This is a genomic window from Kineobactrum salinum (genome assembly GCF_010669285.1).
GTDB lineage: Bacteria > Pseudomonadota > Gammaproteobacteria > Pseudomonadales > Halieaceae > Kineobactrum > Kineobactrum salinum.
This window is the reverse complement of record NZ_CP048711.1, coordinates 3,923,550-3,944,494: the sequence shown is the minus strand read 5'-3', so window position 1 is coordinate 3,944,494 and position 20,945 is coordinate 3,923,550. Positions and strand designations below refer to the sequence as shown.

Below are 20,945 nucleotides of genomic sequence, written 5' to 3'. Positions count from 1 at the left end.
GTGAAAGTCCATGGAATAACCTCACCTGGAGGACGCGGTAGGACGGACAACGATCTCGTTCACGTCAACATCATCCGGCTGCTCAATCGCATAGCGGACCGCGCGCGCGATCGCATCCGGCTGCAGGGCGATGGCCCGGAATGTTTTCATCGCCTCGGCCGCTACCGGATCGGTAATCGTGGACGCCAGCTCACTCTCCACCACTCCAGGGTGGATGCAGGTCACGCGCAACTTGTCGTTTTCCTGCCTCAGCCCGTCCGAAATCGCCCGCACTGCGAATTTCGTCGCACAGTAGACAGCGGCTGTGGGTACGACGCTCAAAGCGCCGATAGAGGCAATGTTGATGATGTGTCCTGTGCCCCGCGCCGTCATTTCAGGCAGAACCGCAGCGATGCCGTTCAACACGCCCTTGATATTGACATCGACCGTCCGGTCCCATTCCTCGACTTTCATTGAACTCATGGGAGAGAGGGGCATAATGCCTGCATTGTTGACAAGGACATCGACTTGCCCCCAGGCGTTTCGGGCGGCCTCGGCAAAGGCGTGGACGCTGTCGTGATCGGTCACGTCCAGCGGATGCGTGAGGGCGGTGCCGCCGCTTGCCACAACCTCCGCGGCGACCTGCTCGAGCCGGTCCATGCGCCTGGCGCCCAACATGAGCTTTGCTCCAGCCCTGCCCAGTTCGCGCGCTATCCCCGCGCCGATACCGCTGGATGCACCAGTGATTAAAATGACCTTGTTCATGCTGTACTCCGTTGCTTGAATTCATGGACAAGATAGTCTTCTGTAGCTGTAGCCGGTAGCTGGCAGTTGCTGAACCTAGCGGTTAACATTGCTGTACAATGAAAATCGACATGAACCTTCTGCCGCTCTTCCTGGCTGTAGCGGAAGAGGACAACTTCCGTGCTGCGGCCGACCGGCTCGGCGTGACCCGATCGGCTGTCAGCCAGGGAATGCGGCGGCTCGAGGATGCTTTTGGCACAACGCTGGTCACCCGCACCACGCGGTCGGTACGCCTGACAGAAACCGGGGAGCGTCTGCGCGAAGCCCTGTCACAGCCCATCTCCGACATCGCAACGGCACTCGACCACGTGGCGGCAGAGGATGAGCCGCGGGGCCTGTTGCGGATCGCCGTTACCTCAATCGCGGAAGAGTTCCTGTCGGGCCCGCTCATCGCGTCCTTCGCCCAGGCGCATCCGGGTGTGACGATAGACATCACGGTCACAGACGAGGAGTTCGACATCGTGGCCGCCGGTTTCGATGCAGGCGTCAGACTGGGCGAGGTGATCGAACAGGACATGATCGCGGTGCCGCTGACAGGCGATCAGCGCGAAATGGCGGTGGCAACACCCGCCTATCTTGCGGTTCATGGAACCCCGATGCATCCGCGCGAACTGGTCCATCATCGCTGCATCGGCTGGCGCCCGGCCCCAAACGTCGCGCCTTACCGCTGGGAGTTCGAAGAGAACGGCATTCCCTTCGATGTGGCGGTCGATCCACAGATCACCACCAACGACCTGCGTTTCATGCTTCGTTCCGCGCTCAGCGGGGCCGGGGTCACCTTCGCCACCGAAGAAACCTTCCGGCCCTACGTGGAAGCGAATCAGCTTGTTCCGTTGCTGCAGGACTTCCTGCCGCCGTTTCCGGGTTTCTTCCTCTACTTTCCGCAACGCCACAACATGGCTCCGAAACTCCGTGCCCTGATTGAGCATGTAAGGCAGTGGCGGTAGTGCCGGGGTCGGGTGTCGCATTGCCGATGGCCTGGTTCGAAGCGTACGGCTACCTGGGTGGAGATCATTCCCAGCAGATCAAACTGGCCGCCACTGTTGCCGGAGCCAACCCCCGGGATTTGAAACCTGTGCCAGGGCGTCCATGCCTCAGGATCAGGCGCGAAGTATCGACCGCAAGGGTCAGATCTCCAATTGCTGCTTTAGAGGCCCCTCACAGGTCTCGGTATTCTCCACCACTGCATCAAAGGACTGCCCATTGTCCCAGATACAAATCATGGTAGGGCCGACCAACGCATTGTTGGGGCTCCGGGTGTAGCGTCCCCGCACCCGGCAACCATCGTCAGCTGGTCCGAGAATCTCGTAGCGATAGCCGGCGTTATAAGCCGGTGCAGCGACGAAATTCGCAGGCTCACAGGCCCGGAATCGCTCCCGGAAAGTCTCGCGATCGACCAGGCTCTGGCTGAGTTCCGCGAGCCCCTGCAGGTCCACGGAACCCGCCATTTCACGCGCCAGTGCCGGCTGCAATTTCGTGCCGAGATCCACCTGGACCTGAAAACGCTCGCCCGCAACGGCCAGTGCACCGGGAACCTCGATATCCACCGGCAACTCACCGGGACCAACCCGTGTAAATAGCGGCTGCCCTGCAAGCCTGTCTTCCTCGAACAGGCCGGTGCGAACACCTTCGCGAAGTAGCGGAAAATAACCGGGCGGCAGTCCGCCCTGGTCGATAATTGCGATGGCGCCCTGCTCGCCGTAGCGGGCAAATACGGCGACATTCGCTTTTTTGCCGTAGCCTGAAACCTGCCGTTGCACTTCGCCGCGCGCATGTCCGCCGGCCTTCTGCGGCAGGAAAGATGCCAGGCTATCAGCGTCGATGGGTGGCTGCGGCTCGCGCTCCGCAAAAGGATTGTAGAGTACGCGCGGCGCGCTGCTCTGCCGGGCATGAGAGCGAAGCGCTTCCTCCAGGCTAAGCGCAGTCAGTGCCGGCTCCAGATCGGCTATCGCCACCTCGCTTCCATCGCTGTCCTTGAGCCGGAGCCATGCGACCAAACGCCCGACAGGCAGGTATGCATCGATGAAGCGATCGCGTTTCATTTCGACGTGCCTGTAGAAAAGTGGCGTCCCCTGCCATTCCTCCCGCGACAGCTCACCGGCCTGAACCCGGGCCTCGAAGTCCGCGAGGACCTCCGGTGCCAGGGCGCCCGTATCCGTGATCCAGACACGTAAACTGCGCGGGAATCCACCGTAGGTGATGGTGACTCTTTCTGCTCCACTGGTCATGCTGCGCAGGCGGGGTTCGCGCTTGGCCTCCAGGCCGTTCAAGGTCTCGGGCAGCAGATCTGTGAGGTCTGCAGCAACGACCGGCACTGCAATCAAAGTCCCCAGCGCAATACAGATGACGGCAAATAGATGACGGTACATAATATCGGTCTCTCCTGTCCAGAGGTCGGGCCGGAGGTATTGCCGTGGCATGACGGCGCCACCGGTACAAGTCCAGCCACCATAAATACCCCCGTTGCCAAAGTCCACCGCGCGGCAGCAATCTCCAAGCACACCTGTTTGACAGGGCGCGAACACCAATATAAGCTGCCACTTATATTAGTAGCTTATTATATCTGGTCGGCTCGCAGTCACCGGCAATCCAGCAGATGACCGGCAAGGAATGTACCGTGGCAAAACATCGCATCTACACAACGAGTTTCGCAAGTGTCTATCCCCATTATGTCGCCAAGGCCGAGAAAAAGGGACGCGCGAAAACCGACGTCGACAGAATAATTCGTTGGTTGACGGGGTATCGTCAGGAAGAACTGGAAGCCCAACTGGAGAGGCAGACAGACTTTGAAACCTTCTTTGCGGAAGCTCCCCGCCTGAACCCGTCACGGACTTTGATCAAGGGGGTGATTTGCGGCATCCGCGTCGAGGACATCCAGGAACCCACGATGCAGGAAATCCGCTACCTGGACAAACTGATCGACGAGCTGGCGAAAGGAAAGGCCATGGAAAAAATCTTGCGGAAAGGAGAACACAATGCGTGATGATTTCACTGCTTATCTGGGCGCTGTTAGCCGCACGGTTACCGAGCTGGAACGAGAAGGAAAACCCGCCCGCAATGTGACATTGGAGCGGATTTACGACACAAGCCCCGACGATCTTTGGGAGGCCGTCACCAATCCGGAGCGATTGACACGCTGGTTTCTTCCTGTCAGTGGCGACTTGAAACCCGGCGGGCACTTTCAGCTGAAGGGAAACGCGGGTGGCACGATCAGGGAGTGTGATCCGCCAGGGTTTTTGTCGATCACGTGGGAGTTTGGTGGCGGCATGAGTTGGGTCGAGGTACGTATCGCCGCCGAAAGCGAATCCAGGGCACGCTTGACGCTGTCCCACATTTGCCCTGTTGACGATCACTGGAAAAAATACGGACCGGGCGCAGTTGGGGTCGGCTGGGATCTGGCCCTGCTGGCGTTGGTATTTCACTTTGTAGACGGCGCCGAGCAGCTCGATGAAGCGACATTTTCCGCTTCATCCGAAGGCAAGGCCTACATCACAGGCGCCAGCGGGGACTGGCGGCAAGCCGCGGTCGCCTCGGGCGACGACGCAGCGCACGCGGAGGCGGCAGCGGAGCGCACCACCGCTTTCTACACTGGCACATTGTCTCCGGACAGTTGATGCACGCCTTCGATGTTCTCGGCGATCCGGTTCGCCGTCGCATACTGGAACTGCTCGCCGAGGGCGAGCATCGTTCCGGCGATATCGTTGTCGTGATCCACAATGAGTTTGGCATAAGCCAGGCCGCGGTTTCCCAGCATCTCAAGGTGCTGCGAGAAAATGGATTCGCCAGCGTACGGGCCGATGGACAACGCCGGATCTATGCGGTCGACACTGAACCCATGCAAGAAATCGATGCCTGGCTGGATCGCTTCCGCCGCTTTTGGGAGCCAAAGCTGAGCGCTCTTGAAACGGAAATCGCCAGAGGCAGGAAAAAACGGCGCAACTGACAGCTCAGCGATGCTGGCCTGCCTGTACGATCAACCACCCTCCCCGGCGTGGCTTTAGGCTGGCTGTCAATCCCGCTCCGGCCAGGCGACCTGGGGCAGTTGTTCGAAGCCCGGACGCGCCAGCAGGTAGCCCTGGAACAGATTGATTCCCATGTCGTGCAGCAGCTCCAGTTCCTGCGGAGTTTCTATACCTTCGGCAATCACGCTGATATCCAGCGTACTGCAAACACCCAATATGCCGTGCACAATAGCCTGCCGAACCGGATCCTGATCAATGTTGCGGACCATGTCCATGTCGATCTTGATGATGTCCGGCTGGAACTCGGCCAGCAGATTGAGCCCTGAATAACCAGCCCCGAAATCGTCTATCGCGGTCTTGAAGCCCTGCCGTTTGTATTCCTGCATGATGCTCTTCAGATGGTTCTTGTCCACCATGCGCTCGTTTTCAGTGACCTCGAAAATCAGGCGCTCGGTGGGGAAGCCGACGCGGCGCGCAGCCTCCAGGGTGGCACGGATGCAGGCGGCCGCCTCGTAGACCGCATTGGGCAGGAAGTTGATGCTGACGTGGCAGGGTATGCCGAGCTGCGCTGCCAGCTCCACAGCCTTGACCCGGCACGCCTGGTCGAAGGAGTAGCGATTGTGCTCATTGACCCGCCCCAAAATACTGGCGGCACCGCTGCCATCGGTGCCCCGCACCAGGGCCTCGTAGGCGAACAGACTGTGATCGCGCAGATCGATGATCGGTTGAAATGCCATGGTGAAATCAAAGTCGAGTTCCTGTCCATCGCGGCAGGCTCGGCAAGGTTTGGGCTTGGAAGGTGCGGACATGGAAGTGGGCCCTCGGCGGGGAATCAGTACAACTGCAGAACAGTTTTGGCATCCTCCCAGTCCCGTCGCGAAACTTCAAGCGAAAGTGGATGGAAGGCTCCAACGTTTGCTCCAATGGGTCCTCGTCCACCGCGCCGCCGCAGTGCGCAGGTGCCTCAGGTTACCCGGGTGCGGGCGGAAAAACGTGGCTGCAGGTGTTCATCGGCAGCCAGAATCCGCGCCAGTTGGGCCACCGCTTCGGCCACGTCGCGGTAGCTGTTGTACAGCGGCGCAAAGCCGAACCGGACCACGTCCGGCGCGCGAAAATCCACCACCACGCCGGCTTCGATCAGCGCCCGCGCGATGCCCCAGGCCTGGGGATGTGCCAGTGAGACCTGGCTGCCCCGGCGCCGGTCTTCCTCCGGTGTGAGTACAACGCAATCGGCACAGGCAGGCTCCGCGCGGACGCCCGTCATGAACAGCTCTGTCAGCGCCAGGGACTTGGCTCTCAGCTGCTTCATGTCGACCCCGTCGAACACATCCAGCGCGGCGTTGAGCGCGGCCATGCCAATAATTCCGGGGGTGCCACTGAGAAAACTCGCCACCCCCTGCGCCGGACGATACCCGGGCTCGAACGCAAACGGCTCGGCATGCCCCAGCCAGCCGCACAGTGGCTGGCTCACGCGGTCCTGATGGCGAGCGGCAAGATAGATAAACGCGGGAGCGCCCGGTCCACCATTGAGAAACTTGTAGCCACAGCCCACCGCCATGTCCACCTGCCAGCTATCCAGTTCCAGCGGCAGCACCCCGGCACTGTGCGCGAGATCCCACAGCACCAGGATGCCGCGCTCGTGCGCGGCCCTGGTAATGGCCTCAATATCGTGCAGGCTCCCGTCCCGGAAGTTGACCTGGGTCAACATCAGCACTGCCACCTGATCGTCCATGGCATCCATCAGCGCGTCCGCCGGTACTGCGCGCGCCACGCAACGCTTTTCGCCCAGCAGCGCAGCCATGCCCTGGGTCATGTACAGGTCGGTCGGAAAGTTGTCCTGCTGGGAGAGGATGACAGGCCGTCCGGGGCGCAACTGCAGCGCCGTCGCAAGCAGCTTGAACAGGTTGACAGAGATACTGTCGCAGCAGACCACCTGCCCCGGGGCGGCGCCCAGCAGCGGAGCGATTTTCTCCCCGGTCGCCACCGGCAGGCCGATCCAGTCGTGGCTGTTCCAGCTGGCGATCAGATCCCGCCCCCACTGCTGCTGCACTACCGCCTCGACTCTGCTACGCGCTGCGGTGGGCAGTGGCCCCAGCGAATTGCCGTCCAGGTAGACCTTGCCCTGGGGCAATTCAAACAACGCGCGCAACGGCGCCAGCGGATCGTTCCTGTCCAGGACTTCGATGTCTGCCATGCTAGCTTGATTCTCCTGTTTCCGGCACCGGTCGCGGCACCGGATTGATTATTCACGCGCTGCCTGTGTCACCGCTCCAACAGCAAACAGCAGCCTCACTGTTTCGCTCCGGGTCAGATGCAGTCGATCTCAGCCGATGCGGCGGTTCCGCAGCGCAATCCAGGATGGAGTCTAGCACAGCTCAAGCCGTGGCCTCCCGGCATCGCTACTGGGCCATGCGTGAAGTTCGGTCACTAAAGCTCACAGCCACGGGGTTCAGAGCAAGGCGGGAAAACGCAGGACTAAGTGGCGCTAATTCAACTCGTCTAGTGGCCGCATACCACATTGAAGGTATTTTCATCCCAGTTTTCTCCACGCCATGCCACATGCTGGTCCGGTCTGACCAGAGTGAGTCCGCTGGGATAGAGTGCTTCCTGCTCAGGAGTGTCCAACGTCACAACAGCAAGTGGAATGCCGCGCGCGTCAGCTTCCTCCACAGCGTCGCTGATTGCTCTTGGATCTGTGGAAGCTTTTGTTATCAGTGCAAAACCCAGTCCGCACTGGTCGTACAGAGACGTCGTCGTATCCAGCCAGGTGTGTGGCGCCAAGTGTCCCGGACGGGATGTGGCCACGTAGTTGGTGGCCCCCTGCGCCGGCGCCTCGCTGCCATCGCCGACGATCAGGGGAGAATCTTCGTAGCGGTAGCCCAGCACAGCCCCGAGGGAGTAGAACTCCTTGCCCTTGGCGCTGCGGATGCGTTCGCCCAGCTGTCGACGCAGCGCTTCTCCTTCAAGGGTGGCATCTTCCAATCCTTGCTGCCAGAGCTGATTGGCGAGAACCTCGTGATTGGATACAGCTTCGTCGAGGATGTACTCGTGCACCGGCCTGCGCTCTGTACCGTAGTGTTGCAACAGGGCCGGGCCGCCCCAGCCTTGCAGATTGGCAGCGATCTTCCAGCCCAGGTCCACCGCGTCACAGATGCCCATGTTCATGCCGTAGCCACCGAACGGCGGGTGCAGGTGGCAGGCATCACCGGCGAGGAAAACGCGCCCCTCATGGTACTTGTCGGCAATAAAGCGGCTGGCCACCCATTCGTCGTTGCTCAATGGCTCGAAGGGAAGATCAAAGCCGGTGGAACGCCTGATCAATTCAGTGGCTTCGGCATCGGACAGCGTTCTCCCATGTTCGAGTTTGGTGGGCATGAAAAACCATTTGTCGCCCTCGTCCATCGGGCCGATCAGTGCCGGAGCCTCCGGATTGATGTGCCAATACATGACGCCCGGGCCGTGACTGTGTGCCTCGGCCAGACCCGGCGCTCGAAACACGATGTTGTAATTGCGCGACAACCCGTAGGTACCCTTCATGGTAGCGCCGATGATCTCGCGCACTCGACTGCGGGCCCCATCGGCGCCGATGAGATTCTGGCATTGCACCGTGTATTCTGTGTCGCTGCTCAGGTCGCGAAGCGTCGCTGTGACCACGTTGTCGGTCTGGTGGGCATCGAGCAGTTCTGTACTGAAGTGGAGGGTCACCCCGGGAAGGCTATCGGCGTACTCGCGCAGAATCTGCTCGACCTTGTATTGCGGTATCCACTGTGCGTGCTCGGGGTAGCGCTCGTCACGCTGCGGATTGCAGTTGAATGCGTTTTCCATCATCGCGAGGCGATACCCGGACAGCCGGGTGACGAAATGGATGTTTGACGGGTAGTCCACACCGAAGGGAGAAGCAGCCGCCAATTTGTCCGCAATACCCCAGCGGCGGAAGTGGGTGCGGCTGCGTACATTGGTAGTCTTGGCCCGCGGCGCCACGCCGACGCGGTCGTGGCGCTCGACCAACAGGCACTCGATGCCGCGTGTACCCAGCTCAATGGCGCAGCTCAATCCCACGGGGCCGGCGCCGACAATAACCACAGGCACTTTGTTCACTGCGTGGCACCTCCGGCGTTGAAGGGCTGTTCATCCACTTCGTAGTTGTGCACGAAATCCTCGGGTACCGGTGGCCCCCAGTTGGCCAGACTGTCCTCCATCCCGTAATTGGTAGGTGTCCACAGGGCGTAGTCGTCGATGTAGTCCATGTCGGTGTAGTACTCGAACCAACTGCCCCAGGGATCCTGGATATAGTGGAAATAGTTGGAGCCGATGGTGTGGCGGCCAAATCCCCAATCGCCGCGGCCGGATTTTTCCAGTAGCGCGGCGCCCGCCCGACCCACGTCGTCCGGGTCCGTCACCTGGAAGCTGCCGTGGTGGAAGCCCACGCCGTTGGACTTGGCGAAGGCCAGAATATGGTGGTCGGAGTTGCGGCGCGCACAACAGAAGGCGATCACATCCCGGGCGCGGTCGCTCAAGCCCAAACCCAGCGCCTGGGTGTAGAACTGTACGCTCCTGTCCACATCGGGAGAGAATACCAGCACGTGGCCCAGCCGCATGGGCCGGGCGAGCTCGGTCTGCTCCCGCGCCAGCATGGCGGAGCGACCGGTGCGCACGGTCCTCCCTGGCTGGTTGATGGCAAAGGGGGACTTCGCGGGGATGAGCGGCGGGTCCGGCGGCACATCGGCGAGATGCACCAGCATCCCGTGGGGGTCGGTCAGCCACAGGCCGTCATCGTCGAAGCCTTGGGGAGCAGACGTTTGCCGCCCCCCGAGGGTTTCCGCTTTGGCGGCGGCAGTATCCAGACCCGCGGGATCGGCGCGCAAGGTCAGGTGGTGCAGGCGCTTGCGCGGGGCGCCTCCGATCAATACGACGCAGTCCCGATCCTGCCCGGGACAGCGGCAATAAAGCCGGCCGTCCTCGCGGCGGGTCTGGAAACCGGCGTCGCCATAGAATTTCTCCCCGGCAGCCAGGTCGGGAACTTCCAGGGTGTAGGCGTAGGTACTGCTAACCGTCATGGCCTCTTGCTCCTCAATGTCCGCCGGATTCACGCACCCGGTTCTCAATGGCGCCCACACCAGCGACTTCGCAGCGCACTACGTCCCCAGGCTGCAGGAATACCGGTGGTTCCATTGCCACTCCGACACCCTCGGGGGTGCCCGAAGCGATCAGGTCGCCGCTCTCGAGGGTAAAGGCGGTGGACAGGTAGGCGATCTGTTCGAAGATGTTGTGAATCATCTGCGAGGTGTTGCTGGACTGGCGCAGCTCTCCGTTAACGTAACAGCGCAGATCCAGCGCATGTGGGTTGTCGATCTCGTCACGGGTGACAATCCATGGCCCGATGGGGCCGTGGGTGTCAAAGGACTTGCCGATGGTGAAAGTGGGGGAATGGAATTGCCAGTCCCTGGCAGAGACATCGTTGGCCACGAGGTAGCCAAAGATATGCGATGCCGCCGCATCGGCTGACACGCCCTTGGCGGGCTTGCCGATCACCACGCCCAGTTCCACTTCGTAGTCCAGCTTCTCGGTGACGCCGGGGTCGATCTCGTCATACGGGCCGGCAATGCAGGTGGTTTGCTTGTTGAACCACACCTGCTGTTTGGGGCGCTCTATCCCCAGACGCTCCGACTCGTCGACGTGTTTGCGGTAGTTCATCCCGATGGCCAGATACTTGCCGGGGCGGGGCACTGGGGCCAGCAAACGCACCTCGTCGAGCCGGTGGTGGGGGTGGGTGGAGGCCACACAGTCGGCGAGGGCGGCCAGGGCCTCGTCGCCAGCTTCGAAAATGGCCTGCAGGTCCCCGTAAGGACATTGCGCTTTGGTGAGGCTGACAATACCGTCGCCCTTCACCACTCCATATTCGGGTCCTGTGCCCGCGTCGAATCGAACCAGTTTCATCTGCCTGAGGTCTCCTGCCTGCCGCATTGCCGACGTCGCGAGCCGCACAAACAGGGGCCAGGCCGCGTGGTGCCGTCGAGTGGTGTCGATACTAGGCGCGGGATATCGATTAAAGAAGATGCCAAAATCGACCGAGTGATACTTGGCAGGCATCGAAATTTAATGATACCTGCAAAGCATCATTTACAGATTTTAGTTATCTAGGCATATCACTAACAAACGCCTAATCTCCCTTCGAGCCGGATGAGCGCAACGCGCAATCGCTTGCGCTGCCGTCCGCGAACACCGACAGTCCATGCAGAAAATAAGAGAGAAGATCATCATGAAGACCCGCTCGCCTTTCGCACACTCCACGCTCGTCCTCGGCATCATGACCGCAATGGGCACGACCGTCGCCGGCCAGGCAGCGCAACTCGAAGAGGTCATGGTCACTGCCCAGAAAAAAACGGAGAGCCTGCAGGATACACCGGTAGCGGTGACCGCACTGTCCAGTGATGAGCTGCAGACCTTTTCCATCCAGTCCAGTCAGGATCTGATGCAGGTGGTGCCCAGCCTCCAGGTCAGCACCCAGACAGCAGGTGACGGCGGCGGTTCAGCCACCTACTTCCTGCGGGGCATGGGGCAGCAGCGCTCAGGCAATGGCTCCGAGCCGGCGGTGTCACTCTATATCGACGACATCTACTACCCGACGATACAGGGAGCAATGTTCCAGCTGGTCGACTTTGAACAGGTGGAGGTGCTGCGGGGGCCCCAGGGAACGCTGTTCGGTCGCAATTCCATCGGCGGAGCCATTCGCTACAGCTCGGTGAAGCCGGGGGAGGAATTCGGGGGACGCCTGCAGTTGAATGCAGGCGAATACAACCGCCTTGATGTCGTCGGTGCAGTGAACATACCGGTCACCGACCGCTTCAAGCTGCGCCTGAGCGGCGGCAGGCTGGACCGTGACGGCTTCGTCGATTACCAGCAGCGCAGCGGCAAGGCGGGGGCGCAGGAGACCTCGCTGATCAAACTCCAGGCCCGGTACGAACCGACCGATACACTCACCCTGGACTTTAGCGCGGACTATCTCGAGGACGAGCTGGACGGTTTCGCCTACACTGTGCCCAACGTAAATGCATCCGCCGTCTTCCCCTTCGTGTACAACCTGTCGGCGCCGCCGGCACAGCGCTATACCGGCGACTATGCATCCGACTGCTTCTTCTGCCAGTACGGCGACTACGGTAGCCAGGCCAATGGGCAGGAGCGCGAGGAGTTCTCGAAAAACGAAACCCAATCCATCAATTTCATCGCCACCTGGGATGTCAGCGACAGGGTCACCCTCAAATCTCTGACCGGTTATTTCGACGTGGCCAGCGACAGCTTTACCGATATCGACGGCAGTCCCTGGCAGGTGCTGGATCGCGTGAACACCCAGGAAATCGAATCCTTTTCCGAAGAGCTCCAGTTGACCTACGACAACGGCGACAATTTTCATCTGACCGGCGGGCTCTACTATTTCGAGTCGGAGCGCGACACCCAGATCCTGTCAGCCCTGTTCGCCGTGCCTCTGGGGGTATCTGTACGCGCCTACGACAAGCTGGAAACGACTTCGATCGCCGCGTTTTTGCAAGGCTCATACGATATCACTCAGGACCTGAACATCATCGTCGGCTACCGCGTCAACAGGGACGAGAAGGACATTGCCATCGAGAGTGGAGCCGTTGCCGTTGGTTCGGACAGCGACTCCTGGAACAGCAATGTGTTCAATGCCAAGCTGAGCTACCACCTGACGCCAGATATCATGGCCTACGGATCGGTCAGCGAGGGTTTTCGCGGCGGTGGTTACAATCCCGCCACCATCCCGGCCAGTGGCGGCGAACGCGCCTTCACCACCTTCGATCCCGAAGACCTGCTTTCCTACGAAGCCGGGCTGAGAATGACGCTGCTCGATGGCGCGTTGCGCCTGAACCCCACGGTGTTCTTGATGGAATGGGACAACGTGCAGGTACAGCGGGTGATCGGGGCGGACATCCAGTTGCAGAACGTTGGCGATGCCGAGCTCAAGGGTGGAGAACTGGAACTGCAATACCTGCCCACGGATTCGCTGCTGGTGTATGCGAACGCGGCCTACCTGGATGCCAGATATACAGATGTCTACCAGGAGGACCCCAATGCGGTGGACAGGGACAGCCCCTTCCAGCGGGCCCCGCAGTGGACCTTTGCCGCGGGCGCGACATACACGCTTCACCTGGGCACCGGAGCGACGATCGACACCACCGTGAGCTACAATCACCAGGACGAGCAGTGGTCGACCCCGACCAACTCCGATCGCCTGCTGCTGCCATCGTACGATATCTGGAATGCGCGGATGAGCTACATCTCACCAGACCAGAGCGTCGAAGTTGCGCTGTTCGTCACCAACCTGACGGACGAAGAGTATGCCGTCGGCGGCGTCGACTACAGCGTGCAGACAGCCGGCCCGCAGCACTACGATATCGGCCGGCCGCGGGAGTGGGGCGCATCCCTCACCTATAATTTCTGACACGGACATACAACGCCGCCACGAGCCGCAAACGGCATCGACTGAAATCCATAGCTTGGTGTCGGCATTGCCGGTCTCTACCTGAAAGAGGTAAATTCCCCGGGCGATAACAAATATTTATCGGATACGCTGACGGGGAATGAGCAACAATGAAGATGAACCAGATCCGCGACCTGCTCGCGGCGGCCGAACGGGGCAGCCTGCGGGCGGCAGCCCGCCACCTGGGCATCGCCCAGCCCGTCATCACCCGCAGCATCCGCGAACTCGAGCGCGAGCTGGGCATTACCCTGTTCGAGCGGCGCCCCCGCGGCATCGTGGCCACGCCCATGGGCGAGCGCTTTATCAACCGGGTCCGGGCCGCCCAGAGCGAGCTCGATCGTGCCGTGGACGAAATCGGCCAGTTGCGGGGCGAGATGCAGGGCACGCTGGCCGCCTGCCTGTCTACCGCCGTCCACATCAGCCTGCTTCCCAGGGTGATCCAGCCCTTTCATCAGCGCTATGAGGGGGTGCATCTCGATCTCAGCGAAGGGCTGTTCCCCGATGCCGAGCCCCGGCTCAAGGATCACCTGATCGATGTGTATGTGGGCCCCGTGCCGGAAAAACTCCCCTCGAGCGAGTTCGTGACCGAGAAATTGTTCGACAATCGGCGGATCATTGTAGCGCGCAGCGGCCACCCGCTGGCAAATGCCCGCTCGCTCGCCGATCTGATGGGGGCGCAGTGGATTACCACGTCAACCACCGTCAAGGCGGAGGAGGAATTCGGTCCACTGTTTGCGCGCCATGGGCTGCCGATGCCCCGGGTCACTGTGCAGGCACACTCCGCGCTCACCATGGCGACGGTGGTGGCTCATTCGGATTACCTGGCGATGCTACCCGTCCAGTGGGAGGACTTTCACTGGACCCGGGCCTCCCTGCAGAAGATCGATGTCGGTGAGGAGCTGGCGGCACCGAAGATCTGTATCGTCCGCGGCGCCAACCTGCCCCTGACCCCCGCGGCGGAGTATTTTTGCGACATGCTGCGACGCGCCAGTGTCCCGTACAGCTGATGGCGTCGACCACCGCACACAGCCAATCCACCCGGCGGAGTACCACATCGAACACTCGGCACTTTGGTCGCCCCGGCCCATTGATGCCTATTGGATATCGATTAAACCAAAACGTCATCTACTGCAATCACCCCGAGCTTGTAAGCTCCCCGAATGCGAGTCGGCGCCCAGGCCCAGGCGGCAGTATTTCGAGCCGCGTGCTCGACCACTCATCACGATAACGACAAGCAGCATGCCATGCCGTACACGACAGGATCGAAGGTGATTTCCGGGGGAGAAGCCCCGGGCCACCTGACCTACCATAGCCCGATCTCCCCTTCTCTGCCGGGGGGCGACCCGCGCGATGCGTTGCTCAAGGCGCCCCTGAGCACCTACCAGCGCGTGGCGATCGCAGTGACGGTGATGCTCTGCGCGCTTGACGGCTTCGACGTACTCGCCGTGACCTATGCCGCCCCGGGTTTTCTGACGGAATGGGGGCTCAACAGCGGCCAGCTGGGCATCGCCCTGTCGATGGGGTTGGTGGGCATGGCGCTGGGCTCATTTCTGCTGGCGCCACTGGCGGACAGAATAGGCCGGCGGCGCATGATATTCGTGTGTCTTGCGATCATGGCCGGCGGCATGGCCGCCAGTGCGCTGGCGGGGTCACTGGGGGCGCTTGCCTTCTGGCGGATCATTACCGGAGTGGGGATCGGCGCGATGATCTGCGTGATCAATCCGCTGGCGGCGGAATACGCCAATGAGCGCCGCCGCGACCTGGCGATTGCGCTGATGGCAGTGGGGTATCCGATCGGCGGTACCGTGGGCGGGATTCTCTCGGCCCACCTGCTGGAGCTTTACGACTGGCGGGCGATTTTCTGGCTCGGCGCCGGACTGGCGCTGGCCATGGTACCCCTGGTCATCCGCTGGATCCCTGAACCGGTAGGCTATCTGATCGAAAATCCCGGCCCCGATGCGCTGGAGAAGGTAAACCGCTTCTTGCGACGCTGCCATCTGCCGGAAACGGACCGGCTGCCGGCGCCCTCACCACGGCAGCGCAAGGCGCCGCTTGCGGAGATATTCAGTCCCGCGATGCGGCGCCAGACCCTGCACCTGACGACCATTTACGCGCTCTACCTGATGACAGTGTACTTCTTCCTCAGCTGGACCCCACAACTGGTAGCGGACCTCGGGTTTTCCGCGGCGGTATCAGCCACCGTCGCCGTGACCCGCGACACTGCGGGGATTGTCGGGGGCGTCGCCCTGGGCTGGGCAGCCCACTACCTGGGCCTGAAGCGGCTGGCGCTGGCGGTGCTGGCCGGCATGGGCCTCACCCTGATTCTGTTTGGTCGCTTGCCCGCGGATCTCGACGCCCTGCGCATCACAGCCGCGCTCGCAGGTTTGTGCCTCTATGGCGGCATGATCAGCCTGTACGCCGTCATCGCCCGGACGTTTCCAACCCATGTACGCGCCTCGGGTACTGGCTTCGTAATCGGTGTCGGGCGTGTCACCAGCGCCATGGCTCCGCTACTCGGGGGCTTCCTGTTTGATATCGGTCTCGACCGGGGCGGAGTCACCACGTTGCTGGCCTGCGGCGCACTGGTGGCCGCGGGCCTGATGCTGGCCTACCGTGTGAGGCCGATCGGGGCTGAGTAATCCGGCAACGGGCTGCTGCAAAACAGCCTGGACAATCGCCTCGCCACACACCGTTCATGTTTCCTATATACTCCGCTATGGCAGCTGCTCCTCTTGCAGAGCGCAGATCAATTGCCATGCGCGTATCATCGCCGCTGCCAGTTCCCGAACCACCGGCCGAATCGAGAGACATGGACAACGAGCGCTTCCTGGGCAACATCTATATCCATCTACCCTGCCACGTTGCTGACGCCGGCTCAGCGAAAGTACTCAAGGCACGGGAAGCAGAACCGCAGCACGGCTTGCCGGCCACATTCATGGCGGAAATGGACGCTCGTCTCGCCTCCGAGATTTCCAACCAGATGAAGAAGGACCTGAGCCGGGCCTGCATCGGCGAATTTCAGTTCGTCTGCCACGACCAGGAAGAGACTCCCGATTCAGAGCAGATTGTGCGCCCGGGCGTCGCCTTCGTCGCCATTCACCAGCACACCGGCCTGGCAGTCGTCACCATTGTGTTCCACGGTATCGAGCTGCCCGCTTCCCAACTGCTCGATCAGGTATCGAAAGAAGAGATCCTCTATTGCCGCAGCAGCGGGGCATCGGCGCCCGGCAACTTCGAAGTGCTGCTGGCCGAGGAATACGGCCTGATCAAGACCGGGACCAGCCGGGCCTGCCTGTCCGCCACCCGGGAACACAAACCCCGGGACGACGTGGCCCGGTACTACCTGGCCGGCGAGACCTACCGCTCACAGAACATGGGAGCAGCCCTAAAACCGGGCGCCTTCCTCGATCAGATCGGTCAGGACGTGGGGCAGTACGACAGCAGCGAGATCTATGTCGGCAAGAACAACATCCTGCGCATCGACACACGAGCCAACAATGGCGCTGAAGTACCTGCGGTCTTCTCCGACGCGGCGCTGCTGTTCATCATCGAGCTCATCCTGTTCCAGGATGCGGCGGTGTCGCGCACCAACACCAGGGTGGTGCAGAAGATCGGCCACGAAGAGCGGGTTCCCATGAAGTTCCTGGAAGACTGCAGCAACGAGTTCGGGCGCACCATGGCGTTCTGGAACATTCGCGTCTTCCGGTTCATCACCGCCCAGACCCTGGCGGATATCATCGCCGCGCGGTTCGAAACCCGGGCCGATCTCGCCGCCTACCGGGAGAATCAGCGGTTTCTCGAACACAAGATCAATATCCGTTACGCTCTGGCCTCCGAAGCCGAGAACCGGGTGCTCAACACCATCGCCGTGTTGCTGTTCGTGTTCGAGGCCGTGCCGGCGTTGTACCGGGCCGGTCTGATGGCGCTGTCGCAACAGCCTCTGGAACCGGAACAGATTCTTGCGGGCACCGGCTCCTCGGGGTTGGTCGCTCTCTTGCTGGTCATCCTGATCCGCTTTCTCAGAGTCCGGAAATCGAGGGCTGCCACGGCGACATGATGGAAGACACCGTAAACCGGCTCCATCACCGGTTCCACCGGGGCACCCTGGAAATGGATGAAGTGACACGCCTGGCCCAGTGGGTGCTGGCGCGTGCCCAGGCGCGTTGCCCCCAGCCAGAGTCATTGTTCAAGTACATGCGCATCCGCTACCTTGCGACGCGACCGGCAATCGGCTCGGAGACGACTCTGGATCTGTGGTGCGAGGCCCTGGAGGTGGCCGGGTGGTACTATCGCTGGGTCGAGTCCGCGCCCGAGCAATGGTTGACGGCACTGGAAAAGGCCCTGGTGGAAACACACCCCGCCTGCGTCCGCTACGATACCTACGACTACTTCCTGGCCCGGGGCTGGACGGTGCATGACATGGTCCTCTCCTCCGTCGATCTCTCCACCGCCAACATCGGAGACTACGACGGCAATGGAGAGGACATCGATCACTGGGTCCGCCTGCGCGAGAAAAGCCTGCCGTTCTTCCTCGGCGTCACCTGCTGCGGCACACTGGTGGGACAGTGGGCCCTGACCCTGCTCACTGCAACCGAATACCAGGCATTGCTGCGCGGAACGCTGGAGGAAGAGCAGATCGTCGGCGCCAGCTACGCCGGGCCGGGCGAATACATCGGCTACGTTTCCACCATCACCTTGCGCCCGGATTTTCGGCGCCACCGCTTTCTGCGCAGCTTGATCGACCACATTGCCGACCTGATGCGTTGCCAGTTCGACCGGGGTATCCGCTTCTCCCATATCGGTGCCAATGCCTACACCGGCGCCGGGGTGCAGCTATGCCGGTTGTTCGGACTGGAGTACGTTACCGAGCACCGCTCAAAGGGGCGCATCTATGCCGGCGATGAACGGCAGATCCTGAATTCGCCCCTGCTGCGTCGCCGAAGCGGTTGAGGACTGGTGGGCCATGTCGGCGCGCTGTAACCAACACAGCGCACCCACACCCGTGTCGTCAATGCCGGGAAGGCTTGACCGCAAAACCCGACCGCAGCAGGGGGGTGCATGCCGCGGCAGTCATCGGCCGGGCGAAGAAGAAACCCTGGCCCTCGTCGCACTGCTGCTCCAGCAGAAAGGCAGCCTGTTCGGCCGTTTCCACACCCTCCGCGATGAGGCGCTGCTTGAGGCTTTTCCCCATGCTGATCATGGCGCTGACGAGGGAAGCGTCATCGGCATTGTGAGTCATGCCGTTGACAAAGGAACTGTCTATTTTCAGGGTGTCGACCGGAAACCGGCGCAGATAACTCAAGCTGGAATAGCCGGTACCGAAGTCATCGACCGCAAGATGGATGCCCATGGCCGACAGTTCACGCAGCACTGTGTCGGTCGTGTTGGCATCGCTCATGAGTACGCTTTCGGTCAGTTCGAGTGCCAGATAGCGCGGTGACAGACGTGTTTGCTCCAGGATCTCACGCAGGTTCACCAGAAAGTCCTTGGCACGGAATTCCAGCGCGGAGGTGTTGACGGCAATGGAGACCGCCGGCAGGCCCATATCTTGCCACGCCTGGGCCTGACGACAGGCTTCGCGCAGCACCCAGCGGCCGAGCGGCAGTATCAGTCCACTGTCCTCGGCGATGGGCACGAAATCACCGGGAGCGATCAGCCCGCGTTGCGGGTGTTGCCAGCGGACCAGTGCTTCAACGCCGACGATCGCACCGCTGTAAAGGTCGATCTGAGGCTGGTAGTGCAGTACGAACTCATGCCGCTCCAGTGCGAGACGCAGGCTGGCTTCGGTGGATTGCCGGGCAATCGCCCGTTCTGTCATTTCCTGCTCGAAGAATGCATAGGTTTTGCGGCCCTTGTCCTTGGCGTGATACATCGCGGTATCGGCATGCTTGATCAGGGTTTCCGCATCCATGCCGTCGTCCGGATAAACGCTGATGCCGATGCTGGCGCTGATATGCAGATCCTGCTGGTCGATGTGATGCGGCAACGCGATAGCGGTGAGTATCTTCCGCACGGCCAGCGCTGCGTCTTCCGGATGGTCAATGTCGATAAGCAGCGCCACGAACTCATCTCCACCGTGGCGACAGATGCTGTCCGACTGGCGCACACAACCCGACAGGCGCTTGCCTACCGACTGCAGCAACTGGTCGCCCACGCCATGGCCCAGCGAGTCATTGATGTGCTTGAAGCCGTCCAGATCCATGAACAGTACTGCAAACTGCTTGCCGGAACGCTGCGCCAGCGCAATCGCCTGGACCAACCTGTCGTACAGCAGGATCCGGTTGGGCAGGCCGGTAAGCGTATCGTGATGCGCCAGATGATCCAGGGCGACCTGCGCCTTTTGCACCTCTTCGGCCAATTTGCGCGCTTCGATCGTCGCGATGACCAGGTTGGCGTTGACTTCCTGCAGGCGGGTCATCTGGTCGCCCGTTGTCGACTGCAGAGCCTCTGTAGTGCGGATCTTGATCCTCACCCGATAAAACGGACACGCTTTACGCCGCTCTAGCTTCATAGTGTATCGGGCTTTTGTAGCCGATGCCCGAATGTAGTCTCGTTCGATTGTAGAACCCGTCAACGTACCACGCCAATGCAGATCGTAGCGCGGGCTCGTCGTCGAACTTCCTGCCCCTGATTAGCTCTCCCTTCAAGCTGTGATAAAACGATTCCATGTGGGCATTATCGGTGCAATAGCCCAAGCGATTGTAGCTTTTTCGGATACCGTGCTTTTCGAGCTCGTCCTGTATCGCGTAGGCCATAAACTCTATCCCTCTGTCCGTATGGAATATCAACCCAGAGCGTGGCTGCCGCCTGGCGATCACCCGTTTCAGCAATGGCAGTACATCATCAACGGTGCGACTCCTGCTTAAAGACCAGCCGAGTATTCGGCGAGAGAATACGTCCATTATCGTGATCAGGTACTGATACTGCGAACCGACTTTTATGTAGGTAAGATCTGCAACCCATTGTTGATCGCTCCGTACGGGGTGGCCTCTTGCAACCGTAGATTCTCACCCGCCTGTTGAAACCGTCTCAGTCTCGGCGCTCTTCGTGTAACTGTCACAACCCTTCCCTTAATACCCATGTCGCGCATCAGCCGGGCAACCCGTTTGGCGCTGACACTAGTTCCCTGAGCCTGTAGGCTGCGATGAATCCGTGGGCTGCCGTAAATCTCTCTGCTTGCCGCATGGATCTCCACGATCTTCTGGGAGAGCTCCACATCCTCTCTGGCCCGGTTGCTCGGTCGGCGCTTCAACCAATCGTAGTAACCAGTGCGCGATACACCCAGCCAATTGCACAGGTATCTGACACCTAGTCGCTTTCCGTGTCTCTGGACGAATCCAAAGCGCTCTGATGTTGTTCCGCCAGATACCGTTGCCACTTTTTTAGCAGGTCATTCTCCTGCCTCAGTCTCGCATTCTCCCGCTCAAGCTTCTTGAGACGGTCGAGTTCCTTCTTCTCTTTGCCAAGACCGGTAAGCTTTCTACGCTTGTCAGCCACAATTTTTCCTTCTCTGTACTCCTTCCTCCACCGGGAAAGCATGAAGGGATGGATGTCCAGTGTCCTCGCTACCTCCTGGACTTTCACGTCCTCCAGGTGACTCAGCTCTACCGCCTTGACCTTGAACTCATTGGTATATTGCCACGTCCTTCTTGGTTGCGTATATCTTGGCATCAACAGACTCCTCGTTAGATTGAGGTGTCCGT

At 60.9% G+C, this 20,945-nt stretch carries 17 protein-coding genes and 1 pseudogene; 9 read left to right on the top strand and 9 right to left on the bottom strand.

The window, feature by feature from the left end:
* Nucleotides 1-21: 21 nt before the first annotated feature.
* Nucleotides 22-744, bottom strand: coding sequence for an SDR family oxidoreductase (locus tag G3T16_RS17525; RefSeq protein WP_163496353.1), 723 nt, complete (start codon nucleotides 742-744; stop codon nucleotides 22-24).
* A 98-nt stretch (nucleotides 745-842) separates the two neighbouring features.
* On the opposite strand from G3T16_RS17525, the gene G3T16_RS17520 reads away from it, so the two are divergent.
* Entirely contained in the window at nucleotides 843-1,730 is an 888-nt protein-coding gene (locus G3T16_RS17520) for a LysR family transcriptional regulator (protein ID WP_163496352.1), read from the top strand.
* A 180-nt stretch (nucleotides 1,731-1,910) separates the two neighbouring features.
* Here the strand turns inward: G3T16_RS17520 and G3T16_RS17515 are convergent, their stop codons facing one another.
* Complete coding sequence (locus tag G3T16_RS17515) at nucleotides 1,911-3,152, bottom strand: hypothetical protein (protein ID WP_163496351.1); 1,242 nt, start codon at nucleotides 3,150-3,152, stop codon at nucleotides 1,911-1,913.
* Between the two features lie 227 nt (nucleotides 3,153-3,379).
* Here G3T16_RS17515 and G3T16_RS17510 point away from each other — a divergent pair, with 227 nt between their 5' ends.
* The 3 genes from G3T16_RS17510 to G3T16_RS17500 are packed head-to-tail and all read left to right on the top strand — an operon-like array spanning nucleotide 3,380 to nucleotide 4,726.
* Entirely contained in the window at nucleotides 3,380-3,766 is a 387-nt protein-coding gene (locus G3T16_RS17510; protein ID WP_232059146.1) for a DUF2200 domain-containing protein, read from the top strand.
* Nucleotides 3,759-4,397, top strand: a complete 639-nt coding sequence (locus G3T16_RS17505; protein ID WP_163496350.1) for an SRPBCC family protein — start codon at nucleotides 3,759-3,761, stop codon at nucleotides 4,395-4,397. Before G3T16_RS17510 ends, G3T16_RS17505 begins: the two co-directional genes overlap by 8 nt.
* Nucleotides 4,397-4,726, top strand: coding sequence for an ArsR/SmtB family transcription factor (locus G3T16_RS17500; RefSeq protein WP_163496349.1), 330 nt, complete (start codon nucleotides 4,397-4,399; stop codon nucleotides 4,724-4,726). Before G3T16_RS17505 ends, G3T16_RS17500 begins: the two co-directional genes overlap by 1 nt.
* A gap of 66 nt (nucleotides 4,727-4,792) precedes the next feature.
* Here G3T16_RS17500 and G3T16_RS17495 read toward each other — a convergent pair whose 3' ends face one another.
* The 5 genes from G3T16_RS17495 to G3T16_RS17475 all read right to left on the bottom strand — a co-directional run bounded on the left by G3T16_RS17495 (nucleotide 4,793) and on the right by G3T16_RS17475 (nucleotide 10,682).
* Nucleotides 4,793-5,482, bottom strand: coding sequence for an EAL domain-containing protein (locus G3T16_RS17495; RefSeq protein ID WP_163496348.1), 690 nt, complete (start codon nucleotides 5,480-5,482; stop codon nucleotides 4,793-4,795).
* 227 nt (nucleotides 5,483-5,709) lie between these two features.
* Nucleotides 5,710-6,939, bottom strand: a complete 1,230-nt coding sequence (kynU, locus tag G3T16_RS17490; protein ID WP_163496347.1) for a kynureninase — start codon at nucleotides 6,937-6,939, stop codon at nucleotides 5,710-5,712.
* Nucleotides 6,940-7,244: 305 nt separating this feature from the next.
* Nucleotides 7,245-8,843, bottom strand: a complete 1,599-nt coding sequence (locus G3T16_RS17485) for an FAD-dependent oxidoreductase (RefSeq protein ID WP_163496346.1) — start codon at nucleotides 8,841-8,843, stop codon at nucleotides 7,245-7,247.
* Nucleotides 8,840-9,802 (bottom strand): VOC family protein, encoded by a 963-nt coding sequence (locus G3T16_RS17480; protein ID WP_163496345.1) that lies wholly within the window; start codon nucleotides 9,800-9,802, stop codon nucleotides 8,840-8,842. The genes G3T16_RS17485 and G3T16_RS17480 overlap by 4 nt, the downstream gene beginning before the upstream one ends.
* A 13-nt stretch (nucleotides 9,803-9,815) precedes the next feature.
* Complete coding sequence (locus G3T16_RS17475; protein WP_163496344.1) at nucleotides 9,816-10,682, bottom strand: fumarylacetoacetate hydrolase family protein; 867 nt, start codon at nucleotides 10,680-10,682, stop codon at nucleotides 9,816-9,818.
* Nucleotides 10,683-10,977: 295 nt separating this feature from the next.
* Between G3T16_RS17475 and G3T16_RS17470 the strand changes: the two genes are divergently transcribed.
* The 5 genes from G3T16_RS17470 to G3T16_RS17450 all read left to right on the top strand — a co-directional run bounded on the left by G3T16_RS17470 (nucleotide 10,978) and on the right by G3T16_RS17450 (nucleotide 18,192).
* Nucleotides 10,978-13,203, top strand: a complete 2,226-nt coding sequence (locus tag G3T16_RS17470; RefSeq protein ID WP_163496343.1) for a TonB-dependent receptor — start codon at nucleotides 10,978-10,980, stop codon at nucleotides 13,201-13,203.
* A 149-nt stretch (nucleotides 13,204-13,352) separates the two neighbouring features.
* The gene (locus G3T16_RS17465) at nucleotides 13,353-14,249 is read left to right on the top strand and encodes a LysR family transcriptional regulator (RefSeq protein WP_163496342.1); all 897 of its coding nucleotides are present in this window, start codon (nucleotides 13,353-13,355) and stop codon (nucleotides 14,247-14,249) included.
* Nucleotides 14,250-14,486: 237 nt separating this feature from the next.
* On the top strand, nucleotides 14,487-15,881 hold the full coding sequence (locus G3T16_RS17460) for an MFS transporter (RefSeq protein ID WP_163496341.1): 1,395 nt from the start codon (nucleotides 14,487-14,489) through the stop codon (nucleotides 15,879-15,881).
* 116 nt (nucleotides 15,882-15,997) lie between these two features.
* Entirely contained in the window at nucleotides 15,998-17,299 is a 1,302-nt protein-coding gene (locus G3T16_RS17455; protein WP_163496340.1) for a hypothetical protein, read from the top strand.
* A complete protein-coding gene (locus G3T16_RS17450) occupies nucleotides 17,296-18,192 on the top strand; it encodes a hypothetical protein (RefSeq protein ID WP_163496339.1) in 897 nt (298 codons plus the stop codon). Before G3T16_RS17455 ends, G3T16_RS17450 begins: the two co-directional genes overlap by 4 nt.
* Nucleotides 18,193-18,250: 58 nt before the next feature.
* On the opposite strand, the gene G3T16_RS17445 is transcribed toward G3T16_RS17450, so the two are convergent.
* Both G3T16_RS17445 and G3T16_RS17440 read right to left on the bottom strand, forming a co-directional pair.
* Entirely contained in the window at nucleotides 18,251-19,753 is a 1,503-nt protein-coding gene (locus G3T16_RS17445) for a putative bifunctional diguanylate cyclase/phosphodiesterase (protein WP_163496338.1), read from the bottom strand.
* A pseudogene (locus tag G3T16_RS17440) lies at nucleotides 19,734-20,913 on the bottom strand (IS3 family transposase). Before G3T16_RS17440 ends, G3T16_RS17445 begins: the two are co-directional and overlap by 20 nt.
* Nucleotides 20,914-20,945: the final 32 nt, after the last annotated feature.

Excerpts from the sequence above, each read along its gene's own strand:
- G3T16_RS17445 (WP_163496338.1), bottom strand. The coding sequence starts at position 19,753 with ATGAAGCTAGAGCGGCGTAAAGCGTGTCCGTTTTATCGGGTGAGGATC.
- G3T16_RS17500 (WP_163496349.1), top strand. The coding sequence starts at position 4,397 with ATGCACGCCTTCGATGTTCTCGGCGATCCGGTTCGCCGTCGCATACTG.
- G3T16_RS17455 (WP_163496340.1), top strand. The coding sequence starts at position 15,998 with ATGCGCGTATCATCGCCGCTGCCAGTTCCCGAACCACCGGCCGAATCG.
- G3T16_RS17520 (WP_163496352.1), top strand. The coding sequence starts at position 843 with ATGAAAATCGACATGAACCTTCTGCCGCTCTTCCTGGCTGTAGCGGAA.
- kynU (WP_163496347.1), bottom strand. The coding sequence starts at position 6,939 with ATGGCAGACATCGAAGTCCTGGACAGGAACGATCCGCTGGCGCCGTTG.
- G3T16_RS17525 (WP_163496353.1), bottom strand. The coding sequence starts at position 744 with ATGAACAAGGTCATTTTAATCACTGGTGCATCCAGCGGTATCGGCGCG.
- G3T16_RS17465 (WP_163496342.1), top strand. The coding sequence starts at position 13,353 with ATGAAGATGAACCAGATCCGCGACCTGCTCGCGGCGGCCGAACGGGGC.
- G3T16_RS17515 (WP_163496351.1), bottom strand. The coding sequence starts at position 3,152 with ATGTACCGTCATCTATTTGCCGTCATCTGTATTGCGCTGGGGACTTTG.
- G3T16_RS17505 (WP_163496350.1), top strand. The coding sequence starts at position 3,759 with ATGCGTGATGATTTCACTGCTTATCTGGGCGCTGTTAGCCGCACGGTT.
- G3T16_RS17510 (WP_232059146.1), top strand. The coding sequence starts at position 3,380 with ATGACCGGCAAGGAATGTACCGTGGCAAAACATCGCATCTACACAACG.
- G3T16_RS17475 (WP_163496344.1), bottom strand. The coding sequence starts at position 10,682 with ATGAAACTGGTTCGATTCGACGCGGGCACAGGACCCGAATATGGAGTG.
- G3T16_RS17450 (WP_163496339.1), top strand. The coding sequence starts at position 17,296 with ATGATGGAAGACACCGTAAACCGGCTCCATCACCGGTTCCACCGGGGC.
- G3T16_RS17480 (WP_163496345.1), bottom strand. The coding sequence starts at position 9,802 with ATGACGGTTAGCAGTACCTACGCCTACACCCTGGAAGTTCCCGACCTG.
- G3T16_RS17470 (WP_163496343.1), top strand. The coding sequence starts at position 10,978 with ATGCAGAAAATAAGAGAGAAGATCATCATGAAGACCCGCTCGCCTTTC.
- G3T16_RS17460 (WP_163496341.1), top strand. The coding sequence starts at position 14,487 with ATGCCGTACACGACAGGATCGAAGGTGATTTCCGGGGGAGAAGCCCCG.
- G3T16_RS17495 (WP_163496348.1), bottom strand. The coding sequence starts at position 5,482 with ATGGCATTTCAACCGATCATCGATCTGCGCGATCACAGTCTGTTCGCC.